This window comes from Siphonobacter sp. (genome assembly GCF_048595215.1).
Taxonomy (GTDB): domain Bacteria; phylum Bacteroidota; class Bacteroidia; order Cytophagales; family Spirosomataceae; genus Siphonobacter.
Window position 1 is genome coordinate 1 of sequence record NZ_JBMDWJ010000016.1, and the last position, 12,485, is coordinate 12,485.

The following is a 12,485-nucleotide window of genomic DNA, read 5'->3' on the forward strand; positions in this document are numbered from 1 at the left end:
CGCCTTTCTGTGTCATACCAGCCTGTCTACCTTTAAGCGACGGTTTGCTAAAATCTATGGTACTTCGCCTAATAAGTGGTTCCTGGAAAAACGAATGCAAAAGGCCGCCCAACTGCTAAAACAGGGCGATTATAAAGTCAGCGAAGTGTATTACGAGATTGGGTACGAAAACCTGTCGAGCTTCATCCAGTCCTTCAAACAGGTCTACGGGGTTACGCCCAAGCAGTATCAATTGGCAAACTAGAATGGTTAATAGTTTTTAGCGAGTCGGTACCGTCGACGGCATAAATCCAGGCCCCGTCCTATCCCATTCCATGTCGGCCACCATGGAATGGTTTCATCCGCAACGCGGTGGCCTAAAGCGGGATGAAAAGAGCGGTGGGCGTGCCGACATGGAATGTATATGGACTAAATGACCAGCCGTCTTTAAAGGACGAAATAGTGATACTATAAACTAGTTAATGGCTATCAGTTGTAATGCAATGAACTGAAAGTCCAGCCATCTCAGTGAAGCTAAAAACAAAAAGATAATCCTTAGTTATTCACCAGCTCCCGCTTTAGCTTTCTCCAACAGCTTCTTCCGAAAGTACGCCGCCGTCGCATTGCCCACTTTGAGTGCATTCGCATGCTTCATCCAGTGGTGCGTATCATTGACGATGATGAGCGTTTCCAAATCGACGCCTTTCGCTTCGAGGCGACGAACCAGATCCGTACTCTGATTGAAACGTACGTTGCGGTCATCATCCCCGTGAATGATGAGTACGGGGGAGGTCCAGGTACTGATGTAAGCCGTCGGCGACGACTCCCAGGCTATTTTCCCAACTAAATCAGCATCCGGGGCTCGCTCGTACCGGTCGGGAGCGGTGACAGACATGGTGCGATCCGTCGTCCAGTCGTGTACGCCGTGAATATCGACGCCCGCCGCAAACAGTTTCGAATCCTTGGCTAGGGCCATGGCCGTCAGATAGCCGCCGTACGAGCCGCCGTAAATACCAATCCGGTTTTTATCCACAAAAGATTGCTTCGCCAGCCAGTCACCCGCTGCTTTGATGTCGATGTACTCCGCCGCTCCGCTCGTGTTAGCTCCGGCGGGTTGATGAAATTCAAAACCGTACCCAATACCCAAGCGATAATTAACCGAAAGAACCGCAAAACCCAGGCTGGCGAGGTACTGATTCGTGGCGTAGGCATTGGCGTAATAATCCGAATAATTCCAGCCGAGCAGCATTTGCCGCATGGGGCCGCCGTGCACGTAAATAATCGCGGGCTTCTGGGCGGGGCCACCCGTCGGCTCAAAAAGTTGAGCGTGTACGGTGAATCCATCGGGCGTTTTATAAATGACTTGTTTGGGCGTAACCAGCGACCGCTGTGGGAAGTTTGCCGGAATCAAAGACTCGCCCAGTAGCTTGGGCGTACCTTTGCCAAAGGGCATCACGGCTGGCAGGGGAGGTCGTTGAGCCGTAGCACTGATGAGAGCCAGCGACGTACCATCCCCCGTAACGACCGGTGTCCACTCCAATCCATTACCGGGCGTTAGTACTTCCATGTCGGCTTTGTCCACGGGTACCCGGGCCACGTGCCGACGATCCAGATCCTGGGGGTCGGAACCTACATTCACGCTAAACGTAAGCCACTGGCGGTCCGGACTCAGGCGAACATGCTCCGTTGTGAACGAACCCGGCGTAAGCAGCAGGGGTGTGCCGCCCGTGGAAGGCATCGAATACAGATGTGGCCAGCCATCCTGATACGACAGAAAAACAATGCGATTCTGAGCGGCCCAGTGTAGGTTGAAACCACCATTGGTAGCCGGTACGGAGCCCGCCAACGTTCGGGGAGCCTGCCAGAGTTGCGTGGCCTTACCGGAAGCCACATTAACCCGCCAGATGGACCAGGGGCGGTGCTTGCGAACCAGTACGGAATCCGGTACTCCGCCCGTGCCGGGTGTACGCACAAAGACCAGATTGTTCCCATTCGGCGACCACCGGGGGCTACGGTCGTGAGCAAAGGAAGGAGCCAGCCACCGGAGCGGCGTCCGGGCGTTGGTATAAATTCCGATGAGGGAGTGGTCTCCACGATTGGAAACAAAAACCAGCTGGCTACCGTTGGGGGACCATTCCAGCGAATGAGTAGTACCTCGCGTCGAGAAAAGCATTTTTGCGGGTTCACTACCGTTCACGGGTACCGACCAGGGCTGTCCGCCTTTCAGGAAAGCAACGGTTTTACCATTCGGTGATAAAACCGGATAATCGCCATCACTGAGTCGCTTAGGCTCGCCGCCTTTAAACGGAACGGCCCAGATTTCTACTTTAGGTGCAAAGGGCAAACCATCGACGTTTACGCCCAGATGTTCGTCCCAATTCGCTCCATGCTCGCCGCCGCGTACGTACACGACCCATTGGCCATCGGCTGAAAGCGTCACACTGGTTAGCTCCTGCCCATCGTCCTTGCTATAAGGGGTAATCTTGCGGGGTGTATACGACGGACCTTCAGCTACGTAAATGTTGCGTTTGCCTTGTTCATTGATCGTCCAGGCAATGCGGGAGCCCTTGGCCGCCGCCGTTAAATCCGCAGGGAAAGGATACGATTTGACGGCTTCGAGTGAAAACGATTGGGCGTTGGAAGCAATAGATGCGATACTCAGCAGCCCTACGCATCCGAGCAGACGGAATAGAGAAAACATAGAATCGGAAGGTTCAATGGGTGTATGTACATACGGCGAACAAGCGAAGCCGTATGCGTATAGACGAGTAAAGATAGTTTTTCATTCGCCTTTTCCTGTTTTTTCAGATAAAACAGGAGGTATAAAGGACAGGCGGTAAAAGAATGGCTATGTGTTTGAAGGATAACGTAGACATGCTTTGTCTGAATCGAGCATTTATTTGTAGGCCTATTGGTAGAAAATGCGTACGACTTTTCACCCCTTCGTGTCGTATTAATTTAATGGGATTGGAATGAACCCAGCATTTTCTTGCTTATTGCTCAGTCAGATGGCGTACCTTTGTAGCGGCAACGCAGCATAGATTTGACACCAAAAATTCTCTTCATCACCCCACCTTTCACGCAGTTAAATACCCCGTACCCGGCCACGGCGTACCTGAAAGGTTTTCTGAATACCAAAGGCTACGAATCGCATCAGGCCGATCTGGGCATTGAGGTGATTCTGCAGTTATTTTCCCGAAAAGGATTGCAAACGATGTTCGATGCACTGGTCGCCAACGACAGTATCGAGCTTTCCGATAACAGTTACCGCATTTATTCGCTGCGGGATGAATACATCCAGACCATCGGTCCGGTGATTCGTTTCCTCCAGAATAAAAACCCAACGCTGGCTCACGCCATCAGTGACCGAACTTATCTGCCCGAAGCGTCACGGTTTGCCCAACTCGATGATTTGGACTGGGCCTTCGGAACGATGGGTACGCACGATAAAGCCCGTCACCTGGCGACGCTGTACCTCGAAGATCTGGGGGATTTGATTACCGAAGCTGTCGATCCGCATTTTGGCTTCAGCCGCTACGCCGAACGGCTGGGACGTTCGGCGACGCATTTTGACGAACTACACACCACGCTCCAGGCTCCGGATACGCTAATTTCAACGATACTGACCGATTTGCTGGAAGAAAAAATCCGGTACTGGCAGCCCACTGTGGTATGCCTGACGGTCCCTTTTCCGGGCAACCTATACGGAGCGTTAAAGTGCGGGAAATACCTGAAAACCCATCATTCCGAGATTGCCGTAGTCATGGGGGGAGGTTATGCCAATACCGAACTCCGCTCGCTGAAGGAAACCCGGGTTTTTGATTACCTGGATTACGTATGCCTTGACGATGGGGAAGCCCCCTTGCTGCATTTGCTGGAATACCTGTCCGGGACCCGGACGGCAGCGAATCTCAAGCGGGTCTTCACGCGAATCGATGGAGCCGTACATTACCTGAATGGCACCAAAGAACGCGACGTAGCCCAGCGGGATACCGGAACACCCGATTACCGCGAGTTGCCACTAGCGGATTATTTGTCGGTCATTGAAGTCGTAAACCCCATGCACCGCCTCTGGAGCGATGGTCGCTGGAATAAGCTGACGCTGGCCCACGGCTGTTACTGGGGCAAGTGCTCCTTCTGCGATGTGACGCTCGATTACATCAAACGGTACGAGCCCATGACGGCCTCGCTGCTTTGCGATCGAATCGAAGAGATTATCGAACAAACGGGGCAGAATGGCTTCCATTTCGTGGACGAGGCTGCTCCGCCCGCCCTGATGCGGGAACTGGCTCTGGAAATCATTCGCCGAAAACTGACGGTAGTCTGGTGGACGAACATCCGCTTCGAAAAAAGTTTTACACCCGATTTGTGTATGTTACTCAAAGCCTCGGGCTGCATTGCCGTATCGGGGGGACTGGAAGTGGCTTCGGATCGACTATTGGACCGGATGAAAAAAGGTGTAACCGTGGCTCAGGTGGCTCGCGTGGCCGATGGATTTACACGGGCGGGTATTATGGTGCATGCCTACCTGATGTACGGATTTCCGACGCAAACAGCTCAGGAAACGATTGATTCGCTGGAAATGGTGCGGCAATTGTTCGAACTGGGCATTGTACAGTCGGGGTTCTGGCATCGCTTTGCCATGACGGCCCACTCGCCCGTAGGTTTACAGCCGGAAGCATTCGAAGTACAGCGGATTGGCCCCATTGCGGGCGATTTTGCCGACAACGACCTGGATCACGCCGACCCGCTGGGAGCCAACCACGACCGCTTCGCCGAGGGGTTACGGAAATCGCTCTTTAACTACATGCACGGCGTTTGTTTTGAGTTTCCTTTGCAGGAATGGTTCGATTTTCGGGTACCGAAAACGACGATTCCGCCGAATTATATTCAGCGAAGCGTGGAAGATCAGGAAGAAGACATTCGTCCCAATGCCCTGACCGTCTGGCTGGGAAAGGAGCCTTCGCTTGCTTTTTTTGAGGAAAAACGCGGAAAACACCGGGTCGATTTGGCCGAATTGACCTTCTATGATCGAAAGCAGGAGTGGGGCTTCGTAACGGATGCCGCCACGGGTCAGTGGCTAACGGATACGCTACCGACGATTCAGGTAACGGAACCAGCGTCGTTCGAAAAAATAAAACAGTCCTACGAAGCGGAAGGCTTGGGCAGTTTTCAGGATTTTTTATCGTCCGACATCGGCGGTAAATTGCGTGAAAATGGTTTGCTCATTGTATAACTAGGCTCGTCAACTCCGAAGGAGTTCAATGTAAATAGCCCCGTATGCAATGCGGGGTAACTGAATACACAGGAAATAAACCATTATGAAAGATCCACTCGAAGGCAAAACCTTACAAATGATTTTATTTCATTTGGTCGATTATTACGGCTGGGATCAACTGGGCTTACGGATTCGGATCAGGTGTTTTACCCATGATCCGAGCATTAAATCGAGCCTTACGTTTTTACGGAAAACGCCCTGGGCTCGTAAGAAAGTAGAAGAATTGTACCTGGAAAGTCTCGATTAGACATTCCGGTAAAACACATGGCCTATGAAATTTGAAGAATATTCCATTGCTCCGGAAATAAAGAAAAGTCTGGTTAAACTCGGCTTCAAGCGGCCGACGGATATCCAGTTTAAATCGATTCCTCCCATTCTAAAGGGCGAGGACGTGCTGGCCATTGCCCAGACCGGTACCGGAAAAACGGCGGCTTTCGCCATTCCGGTGCTGAGCATGATCCACAACCGGAAGCAGACCAAACGCAGTACCGGCATCAAGTGTATCGTGATGGTACCCACCCGGGAGCTGGCCATCCAGATTACGGAGGTTTTCCAGCAAATCGGTCACCATTCCAAAGTAAAGTCGTTCTGTACCTTCGGGGGCGTAGAGCAGGGACCGCAGATTGCCAAACTGGAAGAAGGTATCGACATTCTGGTGACGACGCCGGGACGGATGTTTGATCTGACGAGTCAGGGTTACATTCACATGAATAGCGTAGAAATCCTGATTCTCGATGAAGCGGACCACATGCTGGACCTGGGCTTCATTAAGGATATTCAGGATCTGATCAAGTACCTGCCCAAAAAACGGCAGACGTTGTTTTTTTCAGCCACGATCAACGAGACGATCAAAAAACTGGCGTACTCGCTAGTCACGAATCCCATCCGGATTCAGATTTCGCCGAAAGATCCCGTTTCTAAGAACATCGATCATGCCGTGGCTTTTGTGGAAATGGACGACAAACGTTTCTTCCTGGAACGGCTCATTAACGAACATCCCGAAAGTAAACTACTGGTGTTTGTCCGTACCAAAGTTCGGGCCGAACGCGTCAGTAAGGCTCTTGAACGGATGAATATCGCCAGTCAGACCATTCACGGAGGAAAGGAACAAACGGATCGTTTGTCGGTACTCAATGATTTCAGAAAAGGTGAAACAAAAGTGCTGATTGCTACCGACGTAAGTGCCCGGGGTATTGATATTGCCAACGTGGATTACGTCGTCAATTACGATCTTCCAGAACAGGCCGAAAACTACGTACACCGCGTGGGTCGTACGGGTCGGGGTACGCAGCGGGGGCACGCCGTATCGTTTTGCAGTACGGAGGAAAAGCCCATACTACAAGAAATTGAAGCCTATTTAACGAAGCCCATCAAGGTCCTGAACATTGATCAGTTAGACTACGAAGCCACGATTGATCTGGGAGCCGATAGTGAAAAGAATACCGATTGGCGGAGCCTGATTCAGGAAGAGGAACAACGACTTTCGAAAGTAAAGAAAAAGAAGAAAAAGCAGTTGTAAGTGGGGGTTAGTTTGAGGGGGGTATGAAGTTTAAGGTTTAAAAACGTATGAGGTTTGATGGTGGTTTAATGCGGGTAGCTGCTCGCTTTTCTGCTTTCAAAGCTCAACGTCGAAAATCGGGTATTTGAATGCGTAATACTCCTTACGGAGTTGAATGAAAAATCGTCCGGGGTTTTGCCCCGGACGATTTTTCATTGATTTAAACCTGAGAATAGGCCGTAGGTTCCAGGAATACCCGCTGAATTCGGGAGACGGTATTCGCGTATTCGGGGAGTCCGGAAATGCGTTTCCAGTCGGGGTCGCTGCCGAATTTTTTCCAATTGGCATCGCGTTCTTCCATGTTTTTGAACGTCAGCATGTACGTCAGACAGGGGAGAGAATCGCCGATTTTGACTTCACCGAAGAAAACGGGCGTCAGGCCCACGTTGTTGAATACCTTGATTTCCGCGTCGTTGAACATGGCAATTTTCCGGCGAACGGCGTCTTCACTGAACCCTTCGTAAGTACGCAGTTCAAAGATTCGACTTTGTTTGGTATCCGGAGCTACAACCTGCGGAAAACCCGAAAATCCCTGCATCAGCGACGATTTATACCGGGCGTACGAGGCTCGTTCGGGCATCAGATTCCGGTAGTTCTCGCTGGCTTTCTGGAAATCCGAATCCTTCTCCAGCCGACTGGCTGACTCGCCGTAGGCCTGCATGGAAGCATAGGGAATCAGGACATACACCATCGGAGGTTCCGATTTCCCCATCTCGCGGAATACGCCTATGGTTTTTACGCCCTGCCGGTTTAGAGCAGGAATCAGAGCCGTCTTTAAATATTCGTCCAGAGCATTTCCTCCCCTTAATTCATAGACACGAAGTTCAAAAAAAGCCGCTTCAGCCTGGGTGGAAGCCTGAGCGGGTAAAGTAGCAGCCGTGGCCGCAAGTACGGAGGAGGTAACAAATTTCCGGCGATTCATGAATCAGTAGAGGAATGGTTAAGTCAAAAACAGCCACAAAGATAGCTGGACGTATAGCCATTTGCGTATGCCTAAAGTATCCATTATACCGTCAAAATAATCTTTCCGATGTGTTCGCCTTTTTCCATGAGTCGGTGAGCTTCGGCCGCTTCCGCCAGCGGGAAAGTCCGGTACACCTCCGTGCGTATTTTGCCCTGTTGTACGAGGGGCCACACTTTGGCTTCAATGTCGGCCGCAAGCTGAGCTTTAAAATCAGCAGTACGGGGCGAAAGCATACTGCCCGTTAGCTGTAATCGCTTCGACATCACATCCATGATGTTAATTTCCGTTTTCACGCCATCGAGTCCGGCTAGCCAGCACAGGCGACCTTCGGGCCGGAGCAGACGCAGGTGTTTGGCGGTGTAATTGCCGCCCACATAATCGAGTACAACGTCCACGCCCGTATTCGAAAACTCGGCCTCAAAATCCTGCGTACGGTAATTGGCACAGCGATCGGCTCCCCATTTACAGGCAAAGGCACACTTTTCATCGGTACCCGCCGTGGCATACACGCGTACGCCAAAGGCTTTAGCCATCTGAATCGCCGTCAGGCCAATTCCGCTGGTGCCGCCCTGTACGAGCAGGATTTCGCCGGGTAGTATTTTCGTTCGTTGAAACACATTACTCCAGACGGTAAACAGGGTTTCGGGCAACCCCGCTGCTTCGGTCATGGGCAAGTCAGCGGGTAGGGGGAGGCAATGCCGGGCGTCGGCCAGAGCGTACTCGGCGTAACCACCATTCGCAATGAGGGCACAGACGCGTTGCCCTTTTTTCCATTGTTTGACCGTGGGGCCGCAGGACTCGATCGTTCCCGCTACTTCCAGACCCAGTACGGGGGGCGTCTCGCCGCCGTATTTCCCCTGCCGCATCATCAGATCGGCCCGGTTGATTCCCGCGGCTTCTACTTTAATGAGTACCTGAGTTTCATTGGGTTGCGGTACCGGACGGTCCTGTACCTGCAATACATCCGGATTGCCGGCTTGGGTGACTACTACTGCTTTCATACGATAGGTAGGGTTTGAGGAGGTTTAAGTGGTTTAAAGTTTGAATGACGTTTGAAAAGGCAGAAGGTTTAAGAGGGTTTGAATACGCTTTTCAAGTTTGAAAAATGGCCCCTTTCGGGAATGACCTAGCTGGTCGGAACGAGTAAATTATTACTTCAACTTTCCAGCATTCGAACCGTTACCAGTAACTGACCTAAATGCCGCATGGTGTGTTCTGCCGAATGTACGTACAAACCCAGTACGGTGGAAGGAAGTTGAGCCCGACCCACGCCCCGCGTTTCGGTAAGCGTTGGCACGTCCGTATAACGGAGCTGTTCCAAAGCTTGATCCACCTGTCGATTAAATTGCTCGACTAGCTCCGTAACGCTTTGTTCATTCGGCAAACCTTCCGCCGCCAGGTACGCGAGCTGTGCTTCCGTCAGGGCTTCGCTCCGGGCGTAGGTATACAATCGATCCAGTATCCCCGTCAGATGCTGGAGGTGAAAACCCGGAGAGGCAACGCCCGAGGGCCGTTCCCACAGTCGTACGTTCGGAAATTGAGCGGTCAGAGCCTGAATTTCTTCCCGGGCCTGGAGCAGGGCATGGGCCACGGGTTGTAACAAATCAGGTAGGTCGGGTAGGGGGCCACGGAGCCAGACTTCACGCAGTTCAGCCATAATACAATGAATAGTTCGGATGGTAAAACGCTAAAAAATCGTTCAAAGGAACCGCTGGCTTTAGCGGAGCGATAATTGGGCAAACGTTTCCTTACCTTCGGGAGCCTGCTTCAAACGAGTAATCAATTGCAGGGATCGCTCCACGCGTAACTGCGTATTTTTTACCGCGAGTACCGTTCGAATCAGAAATCGTTGTTTCCCCGGCACAAGTGCCCGAAAACGACGTTGGCCTTCGTCATCAAGACGCAGTACTTCCTGTAATTCCTCCGGCATTTCCAGCCCGAATTCGCTGTCATCTGGCCTGAGTTGCACGAGTACTTCACTGCCGGGTTTTAGTTTCAGTTTCCGAAGTCGTTCCTGATTAATCGTGATATAGGCATCGCCCTGGCCGTGAGCGACCAATCCACAGGGCCAGGTAAGGACCCCGTTGAGGGTACAAAACAGGCGAATGTTGAACGTGCCGATTTGCTGTACGATCGCAGCCGGTACGGGAATGTAGGATCCCGCCAGATGATCGAGGGTACGGATGACGGTAGGATATTCGATCGGATCGATGATGGCCATGCGTAAAATGGATTATCGGGAACGTTCTTTTTGCGAATGTAGGTGCCGTAAGCTTGCAAAAAAGTACGGAAATGTATGAAAAAACATGTGTACACCCTGGCCTTCGTTCTGTGTACGACGTTAGGCATGGCCCAATCTTCGAAGCGTACGCTGGAAGAAGCGGCTCAGTTTGGAAAATATCAACCCGTAGGACTAGCGATTTCGCCCGAGGGACGAACCTTCGTTACGTTTCCGAAATGGTCCAAGGATTATAAAAACGCCCTGATCGAAATCAAGTCGGATGGTACTCAGGTGCCGTACCCGAACCAGGCCTGGAATCAGGAAGATTCCTTACACCCCCAGGATCATTTTGTGAGTTTGCAGGCCCTGTATGTGGACGCCGATAATACCCTGTGGGCCTTGGATCCAGCCAACCCGAGTTTCGGGAAATCGATTCCCGAAGGAATTAAACTACTGAAAATTAACCTGAAAACGAATGCCGTCGAACGCGTGTATCGTTTTGAAGACCTGCCCCGGGAGAAGACGGGTCTAAACGATGTGAACGTGGATACCAAACGCCAGGTGGCGTTCTTGTCGGATCCCGGACGGGCCGCCGTGGTCGTACTGGATTTAAAAACGGGCAAGAGTCGGACGGTACTCGAAAAACATCCTTCTACGACGGCTGATCCTGCCTATAAGCTTAGGATTGATGGAATCGAGGTAAAGGATCAGTCGGGGAAATCCTTCAGTAGTAACGTGAATGGCATTGCTCTGGCGGGGGAATATTTTTATTACCGACCGATTACTCAGACTAAATTATACCGCATCCCGACAGCGGCTCTCGCCGACGCTTCGTTGCCGAAAGCAGAACTGGAATCGAAAGTAGAAGCGGTCGGGGAAGCGGGCATTTCACACGGAATGTTCGCCGACAAAGCCGGGAATGTGTACATGGGAGATTCGGAAAAGAAAACGCTGTATCGATTCAACGCCCAGAATCGTACGTTCGAAACGCTGGTACAGGACGAACGATTGCTCTGGCCCGATAGCTTTGCGATTGGTCCGGATGGCTATTTGTACGTAACGGCGGCTCAGTACCAGCGGGCTCCTAAGTTCAACCAGGGACAAAATCGGGTGGATTATCCGTATCGTTTGTACCGGGTGAAACTGTAGGATTCCCCGCATTGCATACGTGGCTATTTACGTTGAACCCCTTCGGGGTTGGGGCGTTCGATTGGAGAGGCTACAACTCGTGTAGGTTTCCAAACTTGTACCTATAACCCGGCAGTTTCCAACTGCCTTTCTGATCGATCTTCAACTGTCCCAAAGTTATATTTCCTTCACTGCCTGCAGAGTTACGCTTTGGGATTATAGTTGTACTAAACCCATGAATTCAAAATCATAAAAGGCGGTCCAGAATAGTCTGGACCGCCTTTTATAATTCTTAAGATTAGTAGGATTGAAGAAGTGGTACCGTTTAGCGGCCTCCGCCACCGAAGAGCTTGGAAACGACCCAGATTACTACGGCAATACCTAAAACAACCATGATGATACCGCTCCAAACGCCTGCCTTGAAGATGCCTTTAATGGCTTCGCAGCTGGTCAAACTCATGGTGATTGATAATAAAACAAGGTACGTGGACCAGCGGGTTAATGTCAACTTTTTCATAAGGTCAAAGATTAATAGTGAGACGTTTCGTTTCAATCGAAGGTAAAAAACGCGTTCCAACAGTATTCAGAGCCGTTTTTCCTAACTTTTTCGTCCGGGTTTTCTTCTATTTTTTATCTACTTCCGAAGCCAGTTTCAAGACCTTATCGCCGTCTTCCTGCTTGATTACCAGGGCCGGATTGTCTTCCGTACCCTTGCGGGTGATGGCTTCTCCTTTAATTTTTCGCTCAATGGTTTCGGTGTGGACCGACTCAATGGTACCATGTGCCTTCCCATTTCCCCACTTCCAGCTTACTTCGTCGCCTTTTTTCATTGGTTTGATTCTTTTTGTTCAGCGTATTAACAAAAGAAACCATGCCAGTTTTGACCCGTATGCAAACCGAATCTGACTCCTTATTTCCACTGATTGTAACGTTAAAGCTGGAAGCCCAGGCCCAACAATACTTCGATGATTTACGGGAAAAATACTTTCCACCCGACCGAAATTTTCTGAAAGCTCACTTGACGTTATTTCATCAGTTACCGCCTCAGGAACCCATTATTGAGAATACACTACGGGAACTGACGCAGCGACCACCCCTGAAACTCGGCGTACGGGAAGTAAAAATGATTGGGCGGGGAGTCGCCTTTGCGATCGAAAGCGAACCGTTGAAAGCTCTGCATCGACAGTTGCAGAACGAATGGGCCCAGTGGCTGATTCCGCAGGATCAGCAGCGATTGTGGCCTCATATTACGGTTCAGAATAAGGTAAGTCCAGCCGAAGCCAAAGCCCTGCAACAGGAATTGCAGCAACATTTTGAACCCTTTGAAATACGGGCAACGGGGCTCGTCCTGTGGGAA

Annotated in this window: 13 protein-coding genes; 6 read left to right on the forward strand and 7 right to left on the reverse strand. The window is 51.1% G+C overall.

Annotated features, from left to right (window positions below; translation table 11 throughout):
- On the forward strand, positions 1 to 244 hold a 244-nt coding region (locus ACOJTG_RS01005; RefSeq protein ID WP_420152093.1), incomplete at its 5' end, for a helix-turn-helix domain-containing protein.
- 294 nt (positions 245 to 538) lie between these two features.
- On the opposite strand, the gene ACOJTG_RS01010 is transcribed toward ACOJTG_RS01005, so the two are convergent.
- Entirely contained in the window at positions 539 to 2,680 is a 2,142-nt protein-coding gene (locus ACOJTG_RS01010; RefSeq protein WP_420152094.1) for a S9 family peptidase, read from the reverse strand.
- A gap of 342 nt (positions 2,681 to 3,022) precedes the next feature.
- Here ACOJTG_RS01010 and ACOJTG_RS01015 point away from each other — a divergent pair, with 342 nt between their 5' ends.
- The 3 genes from ACOJTG_RS01015 (at position 3,023) to ACOJTG_RS01025 (ending at position 6,776) form a co-directional block, all read left to right on the forward strand.
- Positions 3,023 to 5,215, forward strand: coding sequence for a B12-binding domain-containing radical SAM protein (locus ACOJTG_RS01015; RefSeq protein ID WP_420152095.1), 2,193 nt, complete (start codon positions 3,023 to 3,025; stop codon positions 5,213 to 5,215).
- Positions 5,216 to 5,300: 85 nt separating this feature from the next.
- Positions 5,301 to 5,504, forward strand: coding sequence for a VF530 family DNA-binding protein (locus ACOJTG_RS01020; RefSeq protein WP_094812906.1), 204 nt, complete (start codon positions 5,301 to 5,303; stop codon positions 5,502 to 5,504).
- Between the two features lie 24 nt (positions 5,505 to 5,528).
- Positions 5,529 to 6,776 carry a DEAD/DEAH box helicase gene (locus ACOJTG_RS01025; RefSeq protein ID WP_420152096.1) on the forward strand — a complete coding sequence of 416 codons (1,248 nt, stop codon included), beginning with the start codon at positions 5,529 to 5,531 and terminating at the stop codon, positions 6,774 to 6,776.
- A gap of 199 nt (positions 6,777 to 6,975) precedes the next feature.
- On the opposite strand, the gene ACOJTG_RS01030 is transcribed toward ACOJTG_RS01025, so the two are convergent.
- The 4 genes from ACOJTG_RS01030 to ACOJTG_RS01045 all read right to left on the reverse strand — a co-directional run bounded on the left by ACOJTG_RS01030 (position 6,976) and on the right by ACOJTG_RS01045 (position 10,000).
- Positions 6,976 to 7,737 carry an NIPSNAP family protein gene (locus ACOJTG_RS01030; RefSeq protein ID WP_420152097.1) on the reverse strand — a complete coding sequence of 254 codons (762 nt, stop codon included), beginning with the start codon at positions 7,735 to 7,737 and terminating at the stop codon, positions 6,976 to 6,978.
- A gap of 83 nt (positions 7,738 to 7,820) precedes the next feature.
- Positions 7,821 to 8,780, reverse strand: a complete 960-nt coding sequence (locus ACOJTG_RS01035) for an NAD(P)H-quinone oxidoreductase (RefSeq protein WP_420152098.1) — start codon at positions 8,778 to 8,780, stop codon at positions 7,821 to 7,823.
- Positions 8,781 to 8,935: 155 nt separating this feature from the next.
- On the reverse strand, positions 8,936 to 9,436 hold the full coding sequence (locus ACOJTG_RS01040; protein WP_420152099.1) for a DinB family protein: 501 nt from the start codon (positions 9,434 to 9,436) through the stop codon (positions 8,936 to 8,938).
- A 60-nt stretch (positions 9,437 to 9,496) separates the two neighbouring features.
- The gene (locus ACOJTG_RS01045) at positions 9,497 to 10,000 is read right to left on the reverse strand and encodes a YdeI/OmpD-associated family protein (protein WP_420152100.1); all 504 of its coding nucleotides are present in this window, start codon (positions 9,998 to 10,000) and stop codon (positions 9,497 to 9,499) included.
- Between the two features lie 75 nt (positions 10,001 to 10,075).
- Here ACOJTG_RS01045 and ACOJTG_RS01050 point away from each other — a divergent pair, with 75 nt between their 5' ends.
- Positions 10,076 to 11,149, forward strand: a complete 1,074-nt coding sequence (locus ACOJTG_RS01050) for an L-dopachrome tautomerase-related protein (RefSeq protein WP_420152101.1) — start codon at positions 10,076 to 10,078, stop codon at positions 11,147 to 11,149.
- A 304-nt stretch (positions 11,150 to 11,453) separates the two neighbouring features.
- On the opposite strand, the gene ACOJTG_RS01055 is transcribed toward ACOJTG_RS01050, so the two are convergent.
- The gene (locus tag ACOJTG_RS01055; protein WP_094811919.1) at positions 11,454 to 11,645 is read right to left on the reverse strand and encodes a hypothetical protein; all 192 of its coding nucleotides are present in this window, start codon (positions 11,643 to 11,645) and stop codon (positions 11,454 to 11,456) included.
- 106 nt (positions 11,646 to 11,751) lie between these two features.
- Complete coding sequence (locus ACOJTG_RS01060; RefSeq protein ID WP_420152102.1) at positions 11,752 to 11,958, reverse strand: DUF2945 domain-containing protein; 207 nt, start codon at positions 11,956 to 11,958, stop codon at positions 11,752 to 11,754.
- Positions 11,959 to 12,017: 59 nt separating this feature from the next.
- Here ACOJTG_RS01060 and ACOJTG_RS01065 point away from each other — a divergent pair.
- Positions 12,018 to 12,485: 2'-5' RNA ligase family protein (locus ACOJTG_RS01065; RefSeq protein WP_420152103.1), on the forward strand; the 468-nt coding region annotated here is incomplete at its 3' end.

Bases quoted from the DNA above. Each gene is read 5' to 3' on its own strand.
- ACOJTG_RS01030 (WP_420152097.1), bottom strand. From the start codon at position 7,737: ATGAATCGCCGGAAATTTGTTACCTCCTCCGTACTTGCGGCCACGGCT.
- ACOJTG_RS01010 (WP_420152094.1), bottom strand. From the start codon at position 2,680: ATGTTTTCTCTATTCCGTCTGCTCGGATGCGTAGGGCTGCTGAGTATC.
- ACOJTG_RS01060 (WP_420152102.1), bottom strand. From the start codon at position 11,958: ATGAAAAAAGGCGACGAAGTAAGCTGGAAGTGGGGAAATGGGAAGGCA.
- ACOJTG_RS01055 (WP_094811919.1), bottom strand. From the start codon at position 11,645: ATGAAAAAGTTGACATTAACCCGCTGGTCCACGTACCTTGTTTTATTA.
- ACOJTG_RS01035 (WP_420152098.1), bottom strand. From the start codon at position 8,780: ATGAAAGCAGTAGTAGTCACCCAAGCCGGCAATCCGGATGTATTGCAG.
- ACOJTG_RS01025 (WP_420152096.1), top strand. From the start codon at position 5,529: ATGAAATTTGAAGAATATTCCATTGCTCCGGAAATAAAGAAAAGTCTG.
- ACOJTG_RS01045 (WP_420152100.1), bottom strand. From the start codon at position 10,000: ATGGCCATCATCGATCCGATCGAATATCCTACCGTCATCCGTACCCTC.
- ACOJTG_RS01040 (WP_420152099.1), bottom strand. From the start codon at position 9,436: ATGGCTGAACTGCGTGAAGTCTGGCTCCGTGGCCCCCTACCCGACCTA.
- ACOJTG_RS01020 (WP_094812906.1), top strand. From the start codon at position 5,301: ATGAAAGATCCACTCGAAGGCAAAACCTTACAAATGATTTTATTTCAT.
- ACOJTG_RS01050 (WP_420152101.1), top strand. From the start codon at position 10,076: ATGAAAAAACATGTGTACACCCTGGCCTTCGTTCTGTGTACGACGTTA.